Source organism: Mycobacterium hackensackense (genome assembly GCF_025822555.1).
Lineage (GTDB): Bacteria > Actinomycetota > Actinomycetes > Mycobacteriales > Mycobacteriaceae > Mycobacterium > Mycobacterium fluoranthenivorans.
The window spans coordinates 152963-173470 of the sequence record NZ_JACKUC010000031.1 but is presented as its reverse complement, the minus strand read 5'-3'; the positions used below and the strand labels follow the sequence as shown (position 1 = coordinate 173470).

General features: G+C 64.7%; 27 protein-coding genes. 16 read left to right on the top strand and 11 right to left on the bottom strand.

Annotated features, from left to right (window positions below; translation table 11 throughout):
• The first annotated feature begins 133 nt into the window (after nucleotides 1-133).
• From H7J86_RS20970 to H7J86_RS20935, 9 genes are all read left to right on the top strand, one after another.
• The gene (locus tag H7J86_RS20970) at nucleotides 134-481 is read left to right on the top strand and encodes a histone-like nucleoid-structuring protein Lsr2 (RefSeq protein WP_267293222.1); all 348 of its coding nucleotides are present in this window, start codon (nucleotides 134-136) and stop codon (nucleotides 479-481) included.
• A 69-nt stretch (nucleotides 482-550) separates the two neighbouring features.
• Nucleotides 551-1084 (top strand): DNA cytosine methyltransferase, encoded by a 534-nt coding sequence (locus H7J86_RS33630; protein ID WP_372517315.1) that lies wholly within the window; start codon nucleotides 551-553, stop codon nucleotides 1082-1084.
• 410 nt (nucleotides 1085-1494) lie between these two features.
• The gene (locus H7J86_RS20965; protein ID WP_267293220.1) at nucleotides 1495-1878 is read left to right on the top strand and encodes a hypothetical protein; all 384 of its coding nucleotides are present in this window, start codon (nucleotides 1495-1497) and stop codon (nucleotides 1876-1878) included.
• Nucleotides 1879-1955: 77 nt separating this feature from the next.
• On the top strand, nucleotides 1956-2633 hold the full coding sequence (locus tag H7J86_RS20960) for a hypothetical protein (RefSeq protein ID WP_267293218.1): 678 nt from the start codon (nucleotides 1956-1958) through the stop codon (nucleotides 2631-2633).
• A gap of 420 nt (nucleotides 2634-3053) precedes the next feature.
• A complete protein-coding gene (locus H7J86_RS20955; RefSeq protein ID WP_267293216.1) occupies nucleotides 3054-3779 on the top strand; it encodes a Type 1 glutamine amidotransferase-like domain-containing protein in 726 nt (241 codons plus the stop codon).
• A gap of 3 nt (nucleotides 3780-3782) precedes the next feature.
• Entirely contained in the window at nucleotides 3783-4268 is a 486-nt protein-coding gene (locus H7J86_RS20950) for a GNAT family N-acetyltransferase (RefSeq protein WP_267293214.1), read from the top strand.
• Between the two features lie 62 nt (nucleotides 4269-4330).
• Nucleotides 4331-5125, top strand: a complete 795-nt coding sequence (locus H7J86_RS20945) for an HAD family hydrolase (RefSeq protein ID WP_267293899.1) — start codon at nucleotides 4331-4333, stop codon at nucleotides 5123-5125.
• A 112-nt stretch (nucleotides 5126-5237) separates the two neighbouring features.
• On the top strand, nucleotides 5238-5771 hold the full coding sequence (locus tag H7J86_RS20940) for a GNAT family N-acetyltransferase (protein ID WP_267293212.1): 534 nt from the start codon (nucleotides 5238-5240) through the stop codon (nucleotides 5769-5771).
• On the top strand, nucleotides 5764-6816 hold the full coding sequence (locus H7J86_RS20935) for a protein kinase family protein (RefSeq protein ID WP_267293210.1): 1053 nt from the start codon (nucleotides 5764-5766) through the stop codon (nucleotides 6814-6816). Before H7J86_RS20940 ends, H7J86_RS20935 begins: the two co-directional genes overlap by 8 nt.
• Nucleotides 6817-6935: 119 nt before the next feature.
• Here H7J86_RS20935 and H7J86_RS20930 read toward each other — a convergent pair whose 3' ends face one another.
• Nucleotides 6936-7553 (bottom strand): nucleotidyltransferase domain-containing protein, encoded by a 618-nt coding sequence (locus H7J86_RS20930; protein WP_267293208.1) that lies wholly within the window; start codon nucleotides 7551-7553, stop codon nucleotides 6936-6938.
• A 117-nt stretch (nucleotides 7554-7670) separates the two neighbouring features.
• Nucleotides 7671-8234: a shikimate kinase gene (locus H7J86_RS20925; protein WP_267293206.1), complete on the bottom strand. Its 564-nt coding sequence runs from the start codon at nucleotides 8232-8234 to the stop codon at nucleotides 7671-7673.
• 287 nt (nucleotides 8235-8521) lie between these two features.
• On the opposite strand from H7J86_RS20925, the gene H7J86_RS20920 reads away from it, so the two are divergent.
• On the top strand, nucleotides 8522-9085 hold the full coding sequence (locus H7J86_RS20920) for a hypothetical protein (protein WP_267293204.1): 564 nt from the start codon (nucleotides 8522-8524) through the stop codon (nucleotides 9083-9085).
• A gap of 84 nt (nucleotides 9086-9169) precedes the next feature.
• Here the strand turns inward: H7J86_RS20920 and H7J86_RS20915 are convergent, their stop codons facing one another.
• Nucleotides 9170-9553, bottom strand: coding sequence for a DUF4345 domain-containing protein (locus H7J86_RS20915; RefSeq protein WP_267293897.1), 384 nt, complete (start codon nucleotides 9551-9553; stop codon nucleotides 9170-9172).
• Nucleotides 9554-9741: 188 nt separating this feature from the next.
• A complete protein-coding gene (locus tag H7J86_RS20910) occupies nucleotides 9742-10425 on the bottom strand; it encodes a GAP family protein (RefSeq protein WP_267293202.1) in 684 nt (227 codons plus the stop codon).
• Between the two features lie 244 nt (nucleotides 10426-10669).
• Between H7J86_RS20910 and H7J86_RS20905 the strand changes: the two genes are divergently transcribed.
• The 4 genes from H7J86_RS20905 (at nucleotide 10670) to H7J86_RS20890 (ending at nucleotide 13673) form a co-directional block, all read left to right on the top strand.
• Nucleotides 10670-11194 (top strand): P-loop nucleotide/nucleoside kinase family protein, encoded by a 525-nt coding sequence (locus H7J86_RS20905; RefSeq protein ID WP_220388597.1) that lies wholly within the window; start codon nucleotides 10670-10672, stop codon nucleotides 11192-11194.
• Nucleotides 11195-11227: 33 nt separating this feature from the next.
• Nucleotides 11228-11875 (top strand): class I SAM-dependent methyltransferase, encoded by a 648-nt coding sequence (locus H7J86_RS20900; protein WP_267293201.1) that lies wholly within the window; start codon nucleotides 11228-11230, stop codon nucleotides 11873-11875.
• A gap of 9 nt (nucleotides 11876-11884) precedes the next feature.
• Nucleotides 11885-12172, top strand: a complete 288-nt coding sequence (locus H7J86_RS20895) for a DUF1905 domain-containing protein (protein ID WP_267293199.1) — start codon at nucleotides 11885-11887, stop codon at nucleotides 12170-12172.
• Between the two features lie 163 nt (nucleotides 12173-12335).
• On the top strand, nucleotides 12336-13673 hold the full coding sequence (locus H7J86_RS20890) for an NAD(P)/FAD-dependent oxidoreductase (RefSeq protein WP_267293197.1): 1338 nt from the start codon (nucleotides 12336-12338) through the stop codon (nucleotides 13671-13673).
• On the opposite strand, the gene H7J86_RS20885 is transcribed toward H7J86_RS20890, so the two are convergent.
• On the bottom strand, nucleotides 13612-14346 hold the full coding sequence (locus H7J86_RS20885) for a class I SAM-dependent methyltransferase (RefSeq protein WP_267293195.1): 735 nt from the start codon (nucleotides 14344-14346) through the stop codon (nucleotides 13612-13614). The genes H7J86_RS20890 and H7J86_RS20885 overlap by 62 nt on opposite strands.
• Before the next feature lie 234 nt (nucleotides 14347-14580).
• On the bottom strand, nucleotides 14581-15609 hold the full coding sequence (locus tag H7J86_RS20880; RefSeq protein WP_267293194.1) for an aldo/keto reductase: 1029 nt from the start codon (nucleotides 15607-15609) through the stop codon (nucleotides 14581-14583).
• A gap of 137 nt (nucleotides 15610-15746) precedes the next feature.
• Between H7J86_RS20880 and H7J86_RS20875 the strand changes: the two genes are divergently transcribed.
• A complete protein-coding gene (locus tag H7J86_RS20875) occupies nucleotides 15747-16379 on the top strand; it encodes a TetR/AcrR family transcriptional regulator (protein WP_267293192.1) in 633 nt (210 codons plus the stop codon).
• On the opposite strand, the gene H7J86_RS20870 is transcribed toward H7J86_RS20875, so the two are convergent.
• Together H7J86_RS20870 and H7J86_RS20865 are read right to left on the bottom strand one after the other, a co-directional pair.
• Nucleotides 16310-16705, bottom strand: coding sequence for a VOC family protein (locus H7J86_RS20870; RefSeq protein ID WP_187096103.1), 396 nt, complete (start codon nucleotides 16703-16705; stop codon nucleotides 16310-16312). The genes H7J86_RS20875 and H7J86_RS20870 overlap by 70 nt on opposite strands.
• A gap of 11 nt (nucleotides 16706-16716) precedes the next feature.
• Nucleotides 16717-17544, bottom strand: a complete 828-nt coding sequence (locus H7J86_RS20865) for an oxygenase MpaB family protein (RefSeq protein WP_187096102.1) — start codon at nucleotides 17542-17544, stop codon at nucleotides 16717-16719.
• Nucleotides 17545-17581: 37 nt separating this feature from the next.
• Between H7J86_RS20865 and H7J86_RS20860 the strand changes: the two genes are divergently transcribed.
• On the top strand, nucleotides 17582-18541 hold the full coding sequence (locus H7J86_RS20860) for a cobalamin biosynthesis protein (protein ID WP_267293190.1): 960 nt from the start codon (nucleotides 17582-17584) through the stop codon (nucleotides 18539-18541).
• On the opposite strand, the gene H7J86_RS20855 is transcribed toward H7J86_RS20860, so the two are convergent.
• Genes H7J86_RS20855 through H7J86_RS20845 form a run of 3 tightly spaced genes read right to left on the bottom strand, consistent with a single transcriptional unit; the run spans nucleotide 18486 to nucleotide 20495 of the window.
• The gene (locus H7J86_RS20855; RefSeq protein WP_267293188.1) at nucleotides 18486-19322 is read right to left on the bottom strand and encodes an SURF1 family cytochrome oxidase biogenesis protein; all 837 of its coding nucleotides are present in this window, start codon (nucleotides 19320-19322) and stop codon (nucleotides 18486-18488) included. The genes H7J86_RS20860 and H7J86_RS20855 overlap by 56 nt on opposite strands.
• Nucleotides 19319-19837 carry a low molecular weight protein-tyrosine-phosphatase gene (locus tag H7J86_RS20850; protein WP_308204854.1) on the bottom strand — a complete coding sequence of 173 codons (519 nt, stop codon included), beginning with the start codon at nucleotides 19835-19837 and terminating at the stop codon, nucleotides 19319-19321. The genes H7J86_RS20855 and H7J86_RS20850 overlap by 4 nt, the downstream gene beginning before the upstream one ends.
• A complete protein-coding gene (locus H7J86_RS20845; protein WP_187096099.1) occupies nucleotides 19830-20495 on the bottom strand; it encodes an HAD hydrolase-like protein in 666 nt (221 codons plus the stop codon). Before H7J86_RS20845 ends, H7J86_RS20850 begins: the two co-directional genes overlap by 8 nt.
• Between the last annotated feature and the right edge of the window lie 13 nt (nucleotides 20496-20508).

The window sequence follows — 20508 nt, the reverse complement described above, 5'->3', positions numbered from 1 at the left end:
CAGCCTTTTGCCAGATTTTTGCAGGACTAGGCATTCGGGTTAAGAAAGAATGTCCGCGGAGTGTCGTCCTTTTGCTAGAAGCGCGCACTGATACGGTTGTCGGCCAATAGTTGGAATTTATAAGGAGTTCCTCATGGCTGAGCGCGTTGTTCACCAACTGTTCGACGACATTGATGGCTCTGAAATTCCAGACGGTACTGGTGAACGGGTCGTGTTCTCGCTACGCGGAGTCGAGTACCAGATTGATCTTTCGGACTCGAATGTCGCTAAGTTCGAAAAGTCACTGAAGCCGTACGTGGAGGCTGGATCCAGGATTAGCGGCAGCCGTGTCCGTCGCATCAGATCAGTTCGCGCAACTGAGTCGTTTGACCGAGAACGGCTTGCGGCGATCCGAGAGTGGGGGCGGAGTAATGGGTATGAAGTGGCTGTTCGGGGGCGGATAAAAGCCGAGGTCGTGGAGGCATTCGAGGCGGCTCGCTAGCGGTTGGCTACCTTTCCCCGGCCGACCCACGCCGACGCGCCGATCACCCTCGCGTCCGCCCTCAAGACGATGGCGCTGCCCAAACTTGACGCCGGAACTCCGAAGTTGTCCGCAGACCCGGAGCGCCCGCTGCACTTCGTTCCTGTCTGGGATCAACGACGGTACGACATGGTGGCAGGCATACGACCCGGCAGCGGAGGTTCCGCCTGGACCAATGAAACTTGCACCGCCTGCGGGAAGACGACCGCGGACGTGGAGGCGGTGAGCTGTTTCGGTTTTGGACAGCTACTTCCACGTCCATTAGTGAGGGGGGCTGACGGCAACATCCGGCTTATCACCGGTTTCCGGCGGTCAAGCTACGCGCGCATGTCTCCCGGTCGGCCGGCCGCAACTATCACGACGGCAAGTGGCCGGATCGGGAGCGACCGCACGATTCATCCGTGGCAGACACGAGTCCTCAGCCCGCTTGAGTGTCAGTTACTGCAGACGTTTCCAGTGGGATTCAAATGGGGGGACACGCTTGCACGCTTTGGGCACACCAATATACGCGCAATGATCGGGGAAGCGCTCCCGCCGCATTTCACAGAGATCTGGCATAACTGACGTGACTTCCGGCAATAACAGAACTCCTAACAGGACTTATTGTCAATATGGGTCTCGTGCGCGACCATATATGTGTGAGTGAGATGACGGCGGGCGCCGGTGCCGAGATCCTTGGGGTCTCGACGCGGCAGATCGCGCGCCTGGCCCGGGCGGGTGAGCTCACCGTGACCCGCACCGTGGGTGGTGCACTACTTCTAGACGGTGCCTCGGTGCACCGGTTGGCCAAGCAGCGTCGTCACAATGGCCGGCCGTGGACCGCTGCTACGGCGTGGGCTGCCTTGGCATTGCTCTGCGGCGAGCCTGTCGATTGGCTAGCTGGCTCGGCGCTGTCGCGGCTGCGTCATCGACTCCGTGTTAGCAGTGCCTCTGAGCTGTGTTGGATGACGCGTCGTCGCGCGACAGTTCATCGGATGCAGGGGTGGGGCAACGACACCGGACTGCTGCCCTCAGGGGTCAGCGCGCTGCGCGACAAGGCGACCTCGGAGTTGTTCGACCTCACCCCGGTGCAGAGGGGAGCAGATGGCTACGTGCCGGCTCGTGACTTCGACGCGTGGGCGATGACGTTAGGACTGTTCGATGACGTCGACGGTGAAATGACGGTGCGGGTGGTACCCGAGAATGCCGGGTGTGCCGTCGATCACGTACTCACCTCGGCGGTCGCGGTGGACCTGGCCGAGTCGCTGGACACGCGTGAGTCAGCCGCTGGTCTGCGCGTTCTCGGGGACTTGCTCGACGCGTTCAGGTCAGGTCATGTAGGTGCACGGCAGTCCACGTCCGGACGGCTGTCCGGATGACCTCCGGCGCTGACGGTCGGCCGATCTGGCACGTTGAGGCCCCGGTATAAGGGTGGTCGCCGCCGTGGCCGCAGCTGGTGGAGATCGTCACGGCGATCCCGCACACTCAGTGGACCCTGGTCGGTGGATTGATGGTGCAGCTGCATGCCGTGAAGGCGGGGTTGCCGCTGAGCCGACCCACCCGTGATGTTGACATGGTGTTGCACATCGAGACTGGCGCAACCACTTTCAGCAGTGTTCGGTATGAATTGGAGCGACTCGGCTACACACTGCGGGAGCCGGTTGGTGACGGGCCGGCGCACCGATTCGTCCGTGGCGACACAGACACAGAAACCGTCGACGTCATGGTCGCCGACCATCTCCCACCGCAACGGCACCCCACAGTCTTGAATCGCAAGGCGTTCGCGATCCCCGGCGGCACGTCGGCGCTGCGCAAGACGGTGAATTGCGAGGTCAACACCGACGCGGGCATTATCACGCTCAGCGTTCCCGATGTCCTGGGGGCACTGGTGCTCAAAGGCGCGGCATACACGCAAGACACCCGAGACCGCGGACGACACCTCGATGATGCCGCGGTTCTAGCGTGCGCGGCGACCGATCCCATTGGTGACCGCACTCGGATGATCGGCAACGACCGCCGACGCATCCAGGCGTTGTGGACGGCCCTGCAAAGTCTTGACCATTCGTCATGGATCGCCACCACAACGACTGCGCGTCGCGGCCACGCCGCACTACGGCTGCTCGCCGGTGGCTGATCCATTCGAGCCCGAGCGAGGGCCAGACGAGCCTGCGTGCAACATCTGGCGCCCTGGAAATGACCGCCTCCGACCAACCCCCCGTTGTGCCGAGAGTGTGCCAAGACGCGCAAAAACCGGCGAAAGACCATCGACGTCGCGAAACGGCTGCGACGCGCTGAACTGCAAAGATGCGACGAGAATACGCCAGCAGAGACGCCACAAATAGGGCAGAAAACCATTTACACACCAGCGGTCGGCGGTTCGATACCGTCCGCGCCCACTCTTGTTTTTCCTGGTGGACCCGTTTCTCGACGCCGGAGGAAGCACTCCTGTCGCCGGAGCCCTCAACGGGCGTTGGAAGCCACCGCAACCGCAGAAGGCGTAGCAACCCAGCCGTATTCAGTTGAACAGCGTGAAACTCCCGCCTACGGTCGCTCTATGCCTGCGGACGCCCCAACCATTCTGGCGACCAGTGGTGGAATCGGCCCGGGACGGCGGACTCGCTTCACCTTCACCGCGCTGACTGACTTCGCGGTGGAGTTATCCGGCGTCAACGGTCGCGCACCGCGGATCTGTCTGCTGGCCACCGCGATGGGTGACGACAAAGCCGTGCTGCACCATCTCACCGAGGCGGCGCAAAGCCGAGGTTTCATCCCCTCGCACGTGGCGTTGTTCCCGATGCCCACCGTCGCCGACATCACCGCGCATCTCCTGGAGCACGATGTGGTGTGGGTGTTCGGCGGTAGTGTCGCCGGTCTGCTGGCGATGTGGCGCCTGCACGGACTCGATGCCGCACTGCGCACGGCGTGGCAGGCAGGGGTGGTGCTGACCGGGGTTTCGGCGGGATCGATCTGTTGGCATGCAGGCGGCACCACCGATTCGTTCGGGCCGCAGCTCCAACCGGTTACCAACGGCTTGGGTTTCGTGCCGTACGCCAACGGTGTGCACTACGACTCCGAAGATCAGCGCCGCCCACTGTTGCATGAACTGGTGGGTGGCGGGGTGTTGCCCGCCGCTTACGCCACCGATGACGGTGCCGGGTTGCTCTATCGCGGCAACGAGTTCGTGGAAGCCGTTGCCGAAAAGGGCGGTGCAGGGGCGTATTTCGTAGATGCGCGCGACGGTGCGGCAGTAGAGACCGCGCTCGATGTCCGGCGGTTGTAGCTCGTGGACTCGATAGACTTTCGGCCCGCCAACAACGGCGACTTCGAGTTCTTCTTCCGCCTGCACAAGAACACTCTGGGGCCCTATGTCGACCGGGTGTGGGGGTGGGATGACGCCGACCAACGCTCGTATCTGGAGCGCACGCTCGACGTGGACGTCACCCAGGTCATCGTCGTGAACGGCGTCGATATCGGGCGCCTCAACGTCGACCACCACGACGATCACCTCTACGTCGGTTTGATCGAGATCGCCCCAGACCATCAAGGCCGCGGCATCGGAGGGCGCATCCTGCAACGCATCCGCGATGACGCGTTCGCGCAACACAAGAGCGTGCGGCTGCGGGTATTGGAAGTCAATGCCGGCGCTCGCCGGCTCTACCACCGTCTGGGGTTCGTCGAAGTCGCTCGAACGGGCACAGCGCCGCAGATACGAATCCAGATGCAGGCTCGAGACTCATCGCTGGCCTCGCACCCCTCAGAGGTTGAGTGAGCCGATTCCGGTGGCCGCCGGTCGTAGAATGCGGTGTGACGTTCGCGGCGGGGCGCCCGGAAATGGTGGTCCTCGACATCGACGGCACCTTGCACGTCGCGCCGGCCACTGATTCTCGGGCGCACGAAACGATCAGCGCCGCCGTGCGATCGGCAGTGCGCGCTGTCGTTTCTTCAGGTGCCCACGTGGTGTTGTGCACTGGCAGGCTGTCCCCGGCAACAATGCCCTTCCTGCGTGAACTCGATCTCTCCGCCGGATTCGCGGTCTGCTCCAACGGCGCGACGCTGCTCGACGCCGCTACCGGGCGGGTCGTCGAGCGCATCGAGTTCGACCTGCGCGATCCGATCGCGGTACTGCGCGATCGGCTGCCTGGCGCCGTCTTGGTGGCGGAGAACGCCGGAGTCGGAGTGAGGGCCACCGGTCTGGTCGACGATGCGGATATGCACTTCGGTGACGTCGAACTACTGAGCCTCGATGAGTTGGCTGCCACCTCGACGACGCGGCTAGCAGTGCATTGGCCCGGGCGCAGCGGCCGGACGCTGGCCAATGTTCTGACCGGCGTCGATATTCCAGGAGTCCGTTGCTGCTGCTATTCCGATGAGCCACTGGCTGACCTGACCGCAGCCGGAGTAAGTAAGGCCGCGATGCTGGAGCGGCTACGCGTCGAGCTGGGAGTACCGAGAACTGAGACCTTGGCCGTCGGTGATGGCATCAACGACACGGAGATGCTGACCTGGGCCGCTCACGGCGTGGCCATGGGCCACTCGCCGGCCGAAGTACAGGCTGCAGCAGACCAAGTTTGCCCACCTGGCGCCGACGACGGTCTGGCTACTGCGCTGTCGCAATGGTTTTGGTGATTCAACAGCGACGACGTCCCGGGCGCTCAACGCTGCTCCCGCTGGTGATATTCGATGATGGCCGCCCCGGACGTTCGGTAGCTTTGGGTACGACCGCGAGAGCAGGAGTCCGATGATGCGGTACTTCGCGATGCAACCATCGATCCTCACTGAGCGACTGAGCCTGCAGTTGCGCGACGAGGGCGACGCTGAGTGGAATCATGAATTGCTTGGTGAGCATGAGGGCGGAACCGCCGAGTCAGTGGCGGATGTCCGCCACAGGTTGGCCGAGCAACGCAGCCGCGCACGCGAAACGGGCATCGGGCTACTCACCATTCGTCGCCGCACTGACAACGAACCGCTGGGGTACTGCGGTCTCATCATCGGGCGGTGCAGCCTCGACGAACCCGAGATCGCCTACGAACTGCTCAAGCGATTCCACGGTCGCGGCTATGCAACGGAGGCGGCTCAGGCGGTGATGGACGCGGCATTCGCCACGGGGCGCAGCCGAATCTGGTCAACCGTCGGCGGATGGAACGAACCCTCGCTGCGTGTCTTGGACAAGCTTGGCTTTCAACGCCACCACGAGACCGTCGATGATCGCGGCCGGCCGCTGATCTACTTGGTGCGGCAGGGCCCGACATATCAGACAGCATCTGATGGGTGAGCCCGATCGGTTGGCCAGTCGCGACACGATCGCGGCGAAACTGTCCGCACTTTCGGACGATGGGATACGCCGTCTGCTGGATGCAGGCACGTGGCCACGGGTCGGGATCGGGGGAGCGACCCGGTCCGTCACGGTCGCCGGGATGCCGGTATTCGTGAAGGCAATCAGATTGTCCGATCGTGAACTGGATGCTGGACCAGGCAACACGCGCAACCTGTTCGGTCTTCCCCCGTGGTACCACTACGGGGTCGGAGAAGGATCAGCTGGATTCAACGCCTGGCGAGAAGTCGCGACTCACGAGATGGTCAGCGGCTGGATCGCCGAGGACGGGTACGGCCGTTTTCCGCTCCTGTACCACTGGCGGATCCTGCCCAGTATCGATCGACGCGAAGCTGACGAGGCCGACATTGTCCGCGCGGTGAACTTTTGGGCGGGCTCGGCGGAGGTCGAAGCGCGACTGCGGGCGCTCTCGACAGCGACTGCGGCTGTGGTGCTGTTCATGGAGTACGTGCCGTGGGTGCTACGGGACTGGATTGACAGCAAATGGGGTTGTGGCGCAATGGATGTGGCCGTGTCTGCCGAAGATGTGGTGGCGCAGCTGCTCGGCGTTACCCAACGCATGCGTGCCCGTGGCTTGGTGCATTTCGATGTACACCTCGACAACATCATGACGACGGGTCAAAACCTGATCGTGTCCGATTTCGGCCTTGCTGCGGCTGCTCATTTTGAGCTTGACGACGCAGAGCGGCGTTTTCTTGCCACCCATGTCGATCACGACGTCGCATATTGTGCGGCCGAACTGGCCAACGCGATTCTGGGCAAGGCCATGGCTTTTCCGCATGCTCGTGCCCGCAACGCGTGGCTTCGGGACCTGCCCCGCGCCGATACGCTCGGAGAAGGGTTGGGCCCACTGTCAGACATCGTCCGACGACTCGCGCCCACGGCCGCACTGATCAACGACCATTACTGGCACCTGCACGGTGGTCACTTTGAAACACCGTTCCCGTCCAGGGCGCTCGCAGCCACACTGGATGTGATGGTGTGATCTCGCGACTTCTGTGGCTACGCCGTTGAACATGCGAAGTCGATCAACGGGATTCGTCTCTTCGGTGTTTCCTGATGCTGATCCAGGACGGTTCTCCGAGACTGGCCCGTCCCTGGGTGTTACCTCTGGGCGTCCAGAGTTTCGATCCAGGGGTGGCCGGGGTGAACTTGAGACAACCATTTGTGAAGTCGACTTCTTCTGGTTGGGTCCATTGCTGGGAGCACGTTGCGGAAGTCGGTCTGGTCTTTGTCCCGCAGATGTTTGGCCTTGAACAGCAATGCCACCTCGGGAATGACGTATGGGATGCCATCTTGGTTCCGAAGGATGACTTGTTCGTAGGGCAGGGTGATCGAGGTATCGCGTCGGCAGACCCATCTGCCAGCGATTGTTGGCTCACGGAAGACGTCGACGCGGTAGATCCCCGTTGCAGGTTCCCGGAGCCAGGTTTGAAAGTGGGTGTCGCGTTGTTCAGGGAACGGCCAGACCCGGCCATCACCGACTACGTCCCATTCGAAATCGAGTAACGCTTCCTGGATCTCGCCGAATCGTGATGCTGGCACCGCGATTTCGATGTCGTCGTGCTCACGTTTTGCGCCTTCGGTGAATAGATCTAGCGCCCATCCGGCGGTGACGCACCACGGCGCAGCGACGGAGGAGAGTCGGCGTGACACTTCGGCCGGGGTCCACGCATGCCAAAGCCCGGTGATCTCAGCTGAGGTGAGTTCTCGGCCACTCATGAGTTGGCCGGAGTGGGCTGTGGTCGGCGTGCGAGCACTTTGGTTGCGCTGATGTCGGCGGTTAGTGAGGGCATGTCCCGATTGTCTCCGAGTCGGGGGATTCCAATCTTGATGTCCTCAATGCGCTGTTGCTTGGCCTACTGCGATGTCGATCAACAAATTGACGACTTCGGCCGGCGTCCGGGTTGTCTGGATCTCGTGGGTGGCCGCTTGTCGAAGTAGCGGCTCGACCTCGGCAATGTCGTCGGCGATCCGCTGGCGCTGTTGTGGCGTCTTACCGAACGGGTTGTTGGTACGCCTAGCGAGACGATCGAAGATGAGGTCACGCGGTGCGCTGAGCAGAACGATCGCGTCGAAGCGATGGTAAAAGGCGCCCTGGTTGGCGACGGTGCCCTGGATGAATATGGGTGTCTGAGGCGGTCGACTCAGTAGGTCGTTGATGAGCGGTTCGCGCCACAGCGGCTCCCCATCGACGATGTCAATCCAGTGGGCGTCGTCGGTGTCGACGGTGGTGTACCCACGTCGCGCCAACTCGTCGAGGGCGGTCGTCTTTCCCACGCCTGACATTCCGGTCACCAGGACGGCGGTGTGAGCAGGCATGGCGTTATTGAAACGCTCGGTGGGGAAGAGATCAACCGGGGAGGTCTTCAGATTGTTCTGGGCCCGGGAGTCGAGTTCCACTTGGATACCGCCTTCGTTCGTTACGCACTACGGCAGCATTGGCGATCTCGAACATAAGGTCGCCGCCGGAAGGCGATGCGGAACTTTTCAACCCCGCTCGTGACAACAATCGCCTCGTCGAAGTGCAACACCGGGCAAGGGCATCGGCCATCTCTTGCTGTAGCAGCGTAAGCGGTCCGCCCCCGGCGAGCACGCCGACTTCGTCGGCGCAGTGCGAGGGTCAAGCGCCCCGCGGCGCAGCAAACGCCGGCTAAGGCGGCGTAGCCTGTGGCTCAGAGGAGTTCGAGATGACAGCGACAAGTCTGGCGGCGAGACTGGCGGCGGTTTTGGGCTGCTTACTTCTGGCAAGCGTCACCATCGTCACCGCAATGCCCGCCCGGTTGATCGCGGGTACTCCCGTAATTCTCGGTCCCAAGCAGGATCCGAGGTTCGAGAATGTGAACGCCGTATCTGGGACTCCGGCGGAATGGCTGCCCTCCGTGTGCGAGCCACAGCTTCGACGAATCAGCATTGGTGGCAGCCGTTTCCAGGGACTGGGCCACCTGTATCTGTTTGCCACGCAGGGACTGACATTGCGAGATGCAACATTCAGCGCGCAGTGCCGGTCACGAAATCGCGAGTCCAGCGACCCGTTCCTGCTGGTGGCTCGGTATCGTTCGGAGCCGCCGATGCAGCGCGACCTCGCACGAAACGGATTTCAGTGGTATTGCTTCGGCGCTGATCGTGGGCAGCTTCTGGTTATTGCTACCCGTGCTGAGGAAGGTGTGCAAAGCAACGGCTGGTCGGTCTCTCCGATGCTGGAGCCGCTGCAACGTTACGGATTCATGGTCTACAGCCAGCCGGGCGAATGACGCTCTCTGATCTACAAGCCAAGGTCAGCGCCGGCATGAGTTTCCACCTGCGCTCCGAGCGGCCAGTCCACTGTGTCGCGCGGCTCAGCGCGGTGAGGTTTCTCTTGCGCGGCGCGCAATACGGGATTGCCAAACCATCACGGCCGGAACGCAGACGAGCTCGAGTGCAGTTGCCGCGACGAAGACGTGGTGCGGTCGGCCCGTCGTTCGCCACGAGACAAGGCGCGCCAGGCCGCCGATGAAGACGACGGCCGTAAGACGCCTTACGAGCCCTGTTCGTTGTTCGATGTGCGGGATGGCTGACCAAATTACCGGAGCGGTGGCTAACCAGAAGGCATTGACGAACCGGTACTCGCTGTCGGCCGTTGCATCCAGCTGACTCTTGTCACCCGGCAGAGCCTTCGGACCTGCCAGAATCCCGGCCAAGCCTGACAGGGCAGGGATAACCGAGAGCACACCAAGAGTCACCTGCAGCCAACGGCGTCCGTGGTCGCGCTGGGTCGTGGAGATCCGGTCGGGCGGTAGGGGCGTCGCTGACTTTGACGGCGATGTCAAAGCGTGATTACTCACGTTTCCAGTGAAGCACTACTACGTCTCGTAGTCGATAGTTATCCAGAACAGCGGGTGATTCCACCCAACGCCTGCTGCGTTGAGCGTTACCACCACTGGTTGCGGTGCACGATTGCGTCGGAAATCAACGCGACCCCCGCAACGAGGAAGAGAACGCGGACTCCGATGGGCCCGTACCGGGTCAAGGTTCGCACCAAGAGGCGCTGGGCGCGATCGGCCCGTTTACTTCGGCTGGTCGAGAGCGCAAGAACAAGCATGCACGGCAATACCGCGATGACGCAGTACGCGATGACGATGATCGGCCATTCCGGTGGTCGGGGTTGGTGTGCGGCGATCATGGCCAAGCCAGCCAGATAGGGCACGGCCGTGGAAGCCTGGCCTAAGCCCACTGCAGCGCCCACAAACCCGAGCAACCAAGGCCGCTGACGCATCGCCGCCATCGCCCATCCCGGTGCCGTCGATTGGGCGACCAGGGGGAAGAACGCCAAGCCGATCAGGATCAGTCCCACCAGGAACTCCCCCCAATACCTCAGGGTGGGCGTCAGGTTGAAGTTGGTCAGATCGGTGAGTAGGCCGAGGCCGAGCACGGCGCTCAGGCCAAAGACAGTGGTCACGGCGAAGACACCGGCAATGAAGCTCACGCCACCAGGCAAGGCCGATTGACGGTTTAACCGGCTCCCGTACACCACCGCGGAAACGACCCCGATGTTCAGGACGCTGAGGGAGTCGAGCAAGGCGAACCCTGTCAACGTCAGCAGCAGCACAGTCATCGTGATCGTGGCCCCCCGGCCCATCGGAGCGACGGTGGCCCCGACGCACAACAGACGATTATCTCGCCGACCCTACGGGGCCCCGTTAAGAAGCAATCACGTGGTGCTGCGTCTTCGTCGGCGGCATCGTGGGATAGCCATACCAGCGGTCGGCGGTGAGGTACCGTACGCGCTCACCCTCGTTTTCCCGCAACTCGGCGGTTGCCGCATATGGCATCGTGATGACGTGGCCCGGGAAGTAGTCATGATCAATGGCCTTCCGGGCGTGGGTAAGACCACTGCGGGCGTTTCTCTCGCTGCGGCGATGTCGGCGCCATTTCTGTCCAAAGACTCCGTCAAGGAGCAGCTGGCGGAGACAGAGACGGATCTGCCCGGCTCACACCTCGGCGCGATTGCCTCAGAACTGATGTGGTCGCAGGCTGCCGAACTGAACGGCATGGTGGTTGTTGAATCGTGGTGGTACCGAATCCGCGACACGCAACATGCGGTGAACGGGTTGCGCCGCTCCGGTGCTAACCGCGGTGTTGAAGTATGGTGCACCGCTCCCGAGCACATCATCAGGCAGCGCTACCGGCAGCGCTCCCGCCACGAGATCCATCGCGACCGCGAGCGGCTGAACACCGATTGGGAAGGTTGGGCGGTGAACGCCGGACCGCTGAGCATCACTCCCGTGGTCGTGCTGGATACCTCGACGGAGGTGTCGATCACTGATCTCGTGGAGGATGTGGTTTCCGCGCTTTCGGCGTCATCCTTGCATCCTGGCCATTAGCTCGACCGCGCAGAGACCGAGAGGTGAGGGTTTGTGGATAACACGCAGGCTGGCTACGACGCCGTCGCCAAACGCTATGCCGACCAATTCCTCGGCGAACTCGCAGACAAACCGCTCGACCGTGCGCTGCTTGACCTCGTTGTTTCCGCGGTCGACGGTCTCGGTGCGATTGCCGACATCGGTTGCGGTCCCGGCCACGTCGCCCGCTATCTGCATGACCGCGGCGCCAGAACAATCGGGCTCGATCTGTCACCCGGCATGATCGGTACCGCCCGAGCTGCACATCCTGCCGTCGACTTTCAGGTGGCAGATATGCGCAGACTGCCTTTCCCTGATGATGCCTGGGGCGGAATCGTCGCGCTGTATTCGATCATCCACATCGCGCCAACCGAGCTGGCCGCCGTCTTCAACGAGTTTTCCCGCATTCTCCGGCCCGGTGGAACAGTCTTGGTCTCGTTCCACGTTGGTGATGAGCTTCGCCACGTCGAGGAAATGCTGGGCAGCCCAGTTGATCTGGACTTCCAGTTCTACCGACGTGGCTTCGTTGAGGGCAGCCTTCAATCGGCTGGATTCGTGCTGAGCGCTTACATAGAACGCCAGCCCTATCCACACGAGGTTGCGACCCTTCGTGGATATCTGCTGGCTGCGCTTCCGCGCGCGCCGAAGCTCCCGCAGCCTTAGCGTGGAGCCGTGGACTGGGAGTTCGAGGCCGAGGTGTTCCAGTGGCGTGGCCCCGCACCGTATTTCTTCGTCGCCACGCCCGCACATGTCGACGACTTCCTGCGGGCTCACCTCGGCGAGTTGACCTACGGCTGGGGTGTCATCCCTGCGCGGGTGCGCATCGGCGACACCGAGGTGACGACATCACTGATCCCGAAGGACGGCGTCTATCTGGTACCGCTGAAGATCGCGCTACGCCGTCCCGAAGGTATCGACGATGGCGATGAGGTGAGGGTTCGGCTGCACGTCGGCCCCTAGTCGGACGGCCGATCTTAACGTAACCACAAGTTTCTCTTATTTTTCTTAATCTCGAGGTACGGTCGGGACTCGGCTGGGGGAGCCGACGGCGCATCTGCGCCGCTACCCGAGGGGGACCGTGATGGTTGAGGTGGGTTCGCAGGCAGTGGTTTTGGGTGCGGGCATGGCGGGCCTGTTGGCCGCCCGGGTGCTCTCGGAGTTCTACGAGTCGGTGACGCTGGTCGAGCGCGATCCACTGCCTGACCAACCTGCGCAACGTACCGGGGTGCCCCAAGGGCGTCATTTGCACAACTTTCTCAGCCGCGGCACCCAGGAGTTCGGTGCGCTGTTTCCCGGTCTGCTGGAGGAGTTGGCTGCGGCCGGCGCCGTAGTCGACGTCGGAGGTGACCTGTCGCGGGTCTACGTCCGCGTGGCCGGGTACGAGTTGAATCCCACCGGCCGGCTGGCGGATCCGCAATCCCTGGCGGCTTACCAGGGCAGCAGACCGTTCATGGAATTTCACGTGCGACGCCGCGTTGCCGCGTTGGCCAATGTCACGATCCTCGACAACCACGATGCGATCGAACCGGTCATCGAGGGCGGCGCGGTCACGAGGGTGCGCATCGTCGACCGTGCTGACGACAGGACGACGGATCTGCCGGCCGAGTTGGTGGTGGACGCGACGGGCCGGTCAGCGCGCGCAACGCATTATCTGAACCGCCAAGGTTTCGGCGTGGGGCACGAGGAACAGCTGCCGTCGGTGTGGGGTTACTCCAGCCATCTGATGCACATCGAGTCGGGCAGTATCGCACATCGGATGGCGTTCATCAACGGCGGCATCCGGGCTCCGGCGGCGCTGCTGGTGGCGTACGAGGACGACACCTGGATGTTGGCGATCGCACGTCCCGCTCAACTCGGCCGCCCACCAACAGATTTCGCGGGCATGCTGGCCGCCGCCGAGGAGATGCTCCCAGAGAGCATCGTGGCGGGGCTTCGGGACGCGACGCCAGTGGGTGAGATCTCGATTTCACGCGACACGGCCGCGGTGTGGCGACGCTATGACCGAGTGGCCAGAGTGCCGGATGGCTTGGTGGTGTTCGGCGACGCTTTGTGCCACCTCAACCCGCTTTACGGGCAGGGGATGACGGTGGCGGCGCTGCAGGCGCTCGCCCTGCGTGACTGTCTGCGCGCGGGGCGCAGCGATATTGCCCGGCGGTTCTACGGCGCCGCGGCTGAACACATCGAGCCGGTGTGGGCGGCGAATCGGGCCAACGATCGCGAACCGGTGCCGGACAGTGAACGCACCCTGAAGCATCGGCTGCGTGCCTGGACTCAGCGGGCCGCGTTGACCGCGGCGGGCGCCGATATCGCCGTGGCCGAACGGTTTCTGCGCGTGCGCAGCCTTATCGACCCACCCGCCCGGCTGCAGGAGCCATCGCTGTTCGCGCGGATCCTGCTGGTCAACGTGCGCCGGCTGATGCCCGGTCTCCCCGCGGATTCGGGATCGCCCGAATGGCAATGAAGCCGGTGGGCTCTCGGTTCAGCTGTTCGTACCTCTGTTCGTCGATGGCCGCCGCCTGCTCGGTGGGCCGCGGTTCCAGCAGTCGCTCGATGAGAAAGCCGGCTTGGTGCAACTCCTCGCAGGTGTGCTCGAGTGGTGTCAGCCAGTAGCGGACATGCCATCCACGGCTCCACGTCTCCTCGATGACGCGTGCTTCGAAGTAGTTGCCGCCGTGGCGGATCCAATCGCCGGTGGGATGTTGGCGCGACAGGACCAGAGCACCGTCGGGGCGAAGGACGCGCCGAAGTTCGCGTAACGCCGCCACCCTGTCATCGACGTACTCCAGGGCCAAGGCGAAGAGCACGAAGTCGACCGATTGATCGGCGACCCAATCCAGTGGCGTGGCCAAGTCGTGGATGCGAAAGTCGCCCGTGGGAACGCGCTGTGCCGCCAGTTCGACCATGCGCGGGCTCTGGTCGAAACCGATCACCCTGGCACCGCGTGCGGTCAGTTCCTCGGCGTAGAGCCCTGGTCCACACGCCGCGTCCAGGACGGTCGCCCCAGAAACGTCACCCAAGAGCGACAGACATGCGGGTCGGTCGTAGTGCGCGTTGAACAGGCCGCTGCGGGCGTGCTCGAGGAATTCGTCTGCGAAGACGTCGTACTGTGGATGAGGTCCAACGGCATCAGGCACTGCTCCATTCTCGGACACCGGGTGATGAAGGGGATTCGAGATCATGAAGGCCGTCTCCGTGAGATCGAGGGACGAGGTTGCCCTGCATGTCGGCGTGGTGGGTGACGGCCCCGATGTGGTGATGCTCTCCGGTGGTCCCGGCTGCGTCAACTATCTGGCTGACGAAGAATTGGCGCCCCGCGGGGTACGTGCCTGGTATCCCGAGCCACGAGGGGTCGGTCGATCTGACGGCGGTCAGGCCACCGATCGGTCGGTGAGCGGCCGCCGTCGAAGCGGAACCTGTTGTAGCGCGGGAGGCAGATAGGCCTGGTCCAGGCGACCTGCGTCGGTGCCGGGTGGGACGATTTCGTCGATCCGGTCGAGTAGGTCGTCGTCGAGCGTGACGTCGACCCCGGACAGCAGGTCATCGAGCTGAGACATGCTGTGCGGCCCAATGATTGCGCTGGTGACGCCGGGATGGGTGATGCAGAACGCCATCGCCAGATGGGGCATCGACAGGCCGGCGTCGGCCGCCAGGGGGATGAGTTGCTCGACGGCGTCGAGGCGCCGTTCGTCACTGAACACCTTCATCAGATCGGCGCGGCGAGCGTCGGTACGCCGGCCCTTTCGCACCCGGCCGGTGAGCATGCCTTGCGCCAGCGGGCCCCATGCAAGCACACCCATGCCGAAGCGTTGCGCGACCGGAAGCACCTCGGTCTCGATACCGCGGTTGAGGATCGAGTACGGCGGCTGTTCGGAGCGCAAGCGCTCAAGCCCGCGCCGCTCGGCGATCCAATGTGCCTCCACCAGATCGGACGCCGGGGTGGTGGACGAGCCGATGGCGCGTACCTTGCCGGCATGAATCAGGTCGGATAGCGCGGAGAGGGTCTCCTCCAGATCGGTGTCTGGATCGAGTCGGTGGATCTGGTACAGGTCGATGTAGTCGGTTTGCAGGCGGCGCAGCGAGTGCTCGACGGCCTTCATGATCCACCGCCGGGAAGTGCCCCTACGGTTGGGATCGTCGCCCATGGCGCCGCTGAATTTGGTGGCCAGCACGATGTCGTCCCGGCGGCCCTTGATTGCCTTGCCGACGACCACTTCGGAGTCGGCGTAGCGGTCGGCGGTGTCGATGAGGTTGATCCCGGCGTCGAGTGCGCGATGGATGATGCGGATCGAGTCGTCGTGGTCGGGATTGCCGAATTGGGCTGGGGCCCCGAGCATCATCGCGCCCAGCGCATAGGGGCTGACCCTGATTCCGGTGCGGCCGAGATTGCGGTAGCGCATGACACGTCCCCCTGGGGAAGCTCGGATGGTCGGTTTGGGCGCCCCCATGTCCTATGCTGACCACAAAACGGAACGCCTTTCCGGAAATATACGGAATGAAGTTCCGGAAAACAATCGCTTGGGCGGGATGGTCAAGAATGGGCACTGAGAGCGGGCGCAAGAAACGCGTCGATGCGCAGCGCAACCTCGATACATTGCTTGAGGCGGCCAAGACGGTTTTCGCGCGCTCCGGCGTCGATGCCCCGGCAAAGGAGATCACCGACGAAGCCGGGTTCGGCGTGGGTACGCTCTACCGGCATTTCCCGACGAGGGCGGATCTCGTCGCCGCGGTACTGGCCCACGAGATCGACGCCTGCGCCGCCGAGGGGCCGCGCTGCGCGGCACGCTATCCGCCACTGGAAGCGCTGGTGCGGTGGCTGTTCCGGTTCACCGAATTCGTCTCCACGAAGCGCGGTCTCGCGGGCGCGCTCAACTCGACCGCCCCAGGTTCCGATGCCCTCTTCGCCTACTTCAAGCAGCAGATGGACCCGGTCGTGACCGCACTCGTCGACGCGGCCCGTGACGCAGGCGAGATCCGCTCCGATATCGATGCACACGACGCGCTGTACGGCGTCACGCTGCTGTGTCAGCCCGCACCGGGGGTCGAATTCGACTACAACCGGCGGCTCGTCGGACTCTTCATCGACGGAATGCGCGCGGACTATTCCGGCGGCGCGAAGAACTCCAGCGCGATCCCGTCGGGATCCCGGAAGCTGAGCCCGGACCCGTAATGCGCGTCCACCACGCCACCGTGCGCGATGCCCAGCCCGTCGAGCCGCGAGGCCCATGACTCCAGCTCCGCGCGCGACGCGCAGCCGAACCCCACGTGGTCCAGCCCGGCCCGGAACTCGGTGAACTCGCCCGGCTCGATCGCCCGGTCGTGCTGGTGGATACCGAACAACGTGCCGCCGTCGAGCGCCCACACCAGATGCCGGAAGCCGGCGTCGGTGTGCTCGTCGAGCACCGGATCGAACCCGATCAGTGCCCGGTACCAAGGCCCGCTGACGCCGATATCGCTGACCGTGACCGCCACATGGTTCAGTGCCGCGAATGACATGACTACCCCTTTCAGACCACTCGTTTACCCAGGCGCGCCCGGGTCCGCATATCCCACAGGTACAACCGATAGCCGAACTGCCAGACCTCCCGCGGCACGACGCGATCGGCGATACGCAGTCCCATCAACAGCAAGGCGAACCGGCGCTGGTCGTCCGGCGTCCAGTCCAGATTCATCATGGCGCGGAATCGCGACGACAGAAATCCCTTGGTGGCGAACAGGATCGGCGGGCCGGCCAACTGCCGAAGTGGCGTCGGCAGGAACGCCGCCGACGCCACACCGTGCAGGTGCTCACGCACCGGTTCGTCGATCCGGAGATCGTCGAGTGTGCGTTTCCAGTAGTCGTCGAACGCGGCCCGGTCCGCCGGCCACATCTCCTCGCGCACCTGCAGCGTGGTGCCCAGCGTGCGGGCGTCGGCGTAGATCGCGTCGGCGGACTGGTCATCCAGCGGCCCGTACAGGAACTCATGCTGGTCGATGTAGTAGCGGTACAGGCACGCCGCCACCCACAGCTGCAGGTTCGGGTCGAAAGCGTTGTAGCGCACCGGGCTTGACGGGCGCGACCGGACCTGCGCGTGGACGCGGTCCACCTCGGCCCGGATCAGCGCGCGGTCGGCGTCGGTGCCGTAGGTGGCCGCCGCCAGGTAGGTGCCGGTGGTGCGGGCCCGTTTGAACGGATGCATGTACACATTGCCGCTGTCCACCGGGCTCTCCAACACCCCATGGCCGACGCCGGGCAGCGACAACTGCATGATGACGTTCGCGGCGGGCACCAGCGCCGCGGCCGGATTGAGCAGGTCGATGACGCGTCGCGGACGGCGCGGTGGTCCCAGCCTCATGTACTCGAGTAGAGCACCTTGTGAGACGCTGCCCGTCGTGTTTGAACACACTGCCCGTGCGGCCGGACTGGCGGCCGGCTATCTCGCCGACCTGTGCTGGGCCGATCCGCAGCGCGGCCACCCGGTGGCAGCCTTCGGAGCGGCCGCCGCGGCCCTGGAGAAACACACCTACGCCGACCGCCGGTCCGCCGGCGTCGTCCACACTGCGGTGCTGCTCGGCGCGCTGGGCGCGGTCGGGGTGGCGGCCGAGCGGGCCGCGGCGCGGCGCGGCCCGGCGTGGACCTTTGCGATCACGGCGGTCAGCACCTGGGCGGTGCTGGGCGGAACTTCGCTGGCCCGTACGGGTGCGCAGATGGCCGACCGGCTCGGCGATGACGACCTCGCTCGCGCCCGGGCTCTACTGCCGTCGCTGTGCGGCCGGGACCCGGCCGCGCTGGACGCCGACGGCCTGGCGCGGGCGGCCCTGGAATCGGTGGCCGAGAACACCTCCGATGCGCAGGTGGCGCCGATCCTGTGGGGCGCGGTCGCCGGGGTGCCCGGGCTGCTGGTGTACCGGGGCGCCAACACCCTCGATGCGATGATCGGTCACCATTCGCCGCGGTACGAGCGGTTCGGCTGGGCCGCAGCGCGATTCGATGACGCGATGAACTATCTCGGGGCGCGTGCGACGGGGCTGTGCGTGGTCGCGGTGTCCGGCGCGCCGGCCGCGGCGTGGCGGGCATGGCGTCGCGACGCCGGAAAGCACCCCAGCCCGAACGCCGGAGTCGCCGAAGCGTCGTTCGCCGGAGCGCTGCGCGTGCAGTTGGGCGGACCCACCCAATACGCGCACCGCCTCGAGATGCGCCCCACCCTCGGTGACGGTCCCGCACCCCAAGCGCGTGATCTGCGCCGAGCGGTGCGGCTGTCGCGCGCCGTACAGGCGCTGGCCACCGTGGCTGCGGTCAGCGTCGCTTCCCGTATCGGTCGGCGAGCTTCTCCTCGGTCGTCTGGGGCGTGACGTCGGGCACCTCGGGCTGGGCGTCAGGCTTGCCACCGGCCTTCTCCCGGCGGCGGGCCTTCACCTCGGCGACGATGAAATAGCCCAGCCCGATCGGCGCAACAATGCCGAAGGCGATCCACTGGATGCCGTAGGACAGAAACGGCCCGGCATCCAGGTGCGGCAGCGGAATCACTCCGAGGCCGCCGGGCTGGTTGTCCACCAACTGCAGATACGAACCGGCCAGGGGCACCCCGGTCACCTGGGTGACCTGGGGCGGATTGATCGAGTACACCTGCTGCGCACCGTCGGCCCGGAACGGATCCTTGCCGGTGAGCACGGGCTCCGCATCACGCAGCCGCGCGACGATGGTCACCGGGCCGGCCGGCGGGGCGGCGAACGGCGGCAACGCAGTGCCTTGGTCTGGTTTGACATAGCCGCGGTCCACCAGCACCGTCGGCCCGTTGTCCACCGCGAACGGGGTCAACACCTCGTAGGCCGGATCCCCGTCGACCGACCGGAGCCGCGCCACCACCTGTGCTTCGGGCAGATAGTGCCCGGTGGCACTGACCCGGTGCCACTGCTGATCGGGGGCCGACGAATCCTGATGGGGCAGAACGCTGGTCAGCGGTACCGGGTCGGCCGACAGCGAGCTGGCGATCTGCGAGTTCTCCCGAGAGGTCTTGGTGTTCTTGCCCAACTGCCAGGGTGCCAGCACCGTGAAGCACAGCCACGCGAACGCGATCACCACGACGAACAGTGCCAGCCACTGGGGCCGGAACAGGAACGCCCAGCGCCTCATCGCCCAGAACCCAACCGCTCGTCGACCCAATCGTGCAGCCCACCCAACGACGCGTCGATGACGTCGAACACGTCCTGGAAGTCGGTGAGCGACCCGTAGTACGGATCCTCCACATCGAGGGCGAAGGCGCCCGAACGGGGATCGAACGACCGCATCATCCGCAGCCGCTCGGGCGGCACCCCCATCTCCTTGAGGAAGCGCGCGTGGTTGCGGCCCATCGCGATCACCATGTCGGCGGCCAGGTGGTCGTCGTCGATCTGGGCCGCACTGTGTGAGGTCGGGTATCCGTGCTGGCGCAGTATCTGATTGGTGCGCCGGTCGGCGGGCTCGCCCGCATGCCAGCCACCGGTACCCGCGCTGGTCACCCGCACCACATCGGCCAGGCCGCGTTCGGAGATCTGGTGGGCGAACATCTTCTCGGCCATCGGGGACCGGCAGATGTTGCCCGAGCAGATGAAGGTGACGTGCACAAGCTGTTCCCCGGGTCGCTGCGCTCCCGCCCGCCGGTCAGACACCCAGCACCTCCCGCAGGTCGGCGATGGTCGACACCCGGTGCAGCGGCGCGGGAGCGTCGGGGCCGTCGAAATCGGTGCCGCCGTAACCCCAGCCGACCACGACGGTGTCGATACCGTGCTCACCGGCGCCCTCCACGTCGTGGGAGCGGTCGCCGATCATCAGCACCCGCTCGGGCAGCGGGCTCAGCTGGGCCAGGGCATGCGCGACCACATCGGCTTTGGCGGACCGGCTGCCGTCCGAGCTGGCGCCCGCGATGACCTCGAAATAGCCGTCCAGGCCGAAGTGGGTGAGGATGCGGTGCGCGGTCGTCTCGGCCTTCGAGGTGGCCACGGCCAGGCGCACGCCCGCGGCGCGCAGATCCTCCAGCAGCGCCGGGATCCCGTCGAACAGGCTGTTCATCGCCCAGCCGCGGGTGGTGTAGTCGGCGCGGTAGGCGGTGATCGCGGCCTCGACACGGTCGCCGAGCCCCATCTCGCTCAGCGTGTGGTGCATCGGCGGCCCGACGATCCGGCCGGCCAGGTCGCCGTCGGGCACCGGCGCGCCGACGGTGTCCAGCGCATGCCGGAAGCTGGCCACGATGCCGTCCGCGGAATCGGTGAGGGTCCCGTCGAGGTCGAACAACACCAGCTGCGGGGTCTCGATCACCGTGTCAGTCACCCGTTCATTGTCG

Bases quoted from the DNA above. Each gene is read 5' to 3' on its own strand.
- H7J86_RS20955 (WP_267293216.1), top strand. From the start codon at position 3,054: ATGCCTGCGGACGCCCCAACCATTCTGGCGACCAGTGGTGGAATCGGC.
- H7J86_RS20920 (WP_267293204.1), top strand. From the start codon at position 8,522: ATGACAGCGACAAGTCTGGCGGCGAGACTGGCGGCGGTTTTGGGCTGC.
- H7J86_RS20865 (WP_187096102.1), bottom strand. From the start codon at position 17,544: ATGAGGCTGGGACCACCGCGCCGTCCGCGACGCGTCATCGACCTGCTC.
- H7J86_RS20945 (WP_267293899.1), top strand. From the start codon at position 4,331: ATGGTGGTCCTCGACATCGACGGCACCTTGCACGTCGCGCCGGCCACT.
- H7J86_RS20855 (WP_267293188.1), bottom strand. From the start codon at position 19,322: ATGAGGCGCTGGGCGTTCCTGTTCCGGCCCCAGTGGCTGGCACTGTTC.
- H7J86_RS20940 (WP_267293212.1), top strand. From the start codon at position 5,238: ATGATGCGGTACTTCGCGATGCAACCATCGATCCTCACTGAGCGACTG.
- H7J86_RS20910 (WP_267293202.1), bottom strand. From the start codon at position 10,425: ATGACTGTGCTGCTGCTGACGTTGACAGGGTTCGCCTTGCTCGACTCC.
- H7J86_RS20870 (WP_187096103.1), bottom strand. From the start codon at position 16,705: ATGTCATTCGCGGCACTGAACCATGTGGCGGTCACGGTCAGCGATATC.
- H7J86_RS20935 (WP_267293210.1), top strand. From the start codon at position 5,764: ATGGGTGAGCCCGATCGGTTGGCCAGTCGCGACACGATCGCGGCGAAA.
- H7J86_RS33630 (WP_372517315.1), top strand. From the start codon at position 551: ATGGCGCTGCCCAAACTTGACGCCGGAACTCCGAAGTTGTCCGCAGAC.
- H7J86_RS20930 (WP_267293208.1), bottom strand. From the start codon at position 7,553: ATGAGTGGCCGAGAACTCACCTCAGCTGAGATCACCGGGCTTTGGCAT.
- H7J86_RS20890 (WP_267293197.1), top strand. From the start codon at position 12,336: ATGGCGGGCCTGTTGGCCGCCCGGGTGCTCTCGGAGTTCTACGAGTCG.
- H7J86_RS20875 (WP_267293192.1), top strand. From the start codon at position 15,747: ATGGGCACTGAGAGCGGGCGCAAGAAACGCGTCGATGCGCAGCGCAAC.
- H7J86_RS20970 (WP_267293222.1), top strand. From the start codon at position 134: ATGGCTGAGCGCGTTGTTCACCAACTGTTCGACGACATTGATGGCTCT.
- H7J86_RS20965 (WP_267293220.1), top strand. From the start codon at position 1,495: ATGCAGGGGTGGGGCAACGACACCGGACTGCTGCCCTCAGGGGTCAGC.
- H7J86_RS20880 (WP_267293194.1), bottom strand. From the start codon at position 15,609: ATGCGCTACCGCAATCTCGGCCGCACCGGAATCAGGGTCAGCCCCTAT.
- H7J86_RS20905 (WP_220388597.1), top strand. From the start codon at position 10,670: ATGATCAATGGCCTTCCGGGCGTGGGTAAGACCACTGCGGGCGTTTCT.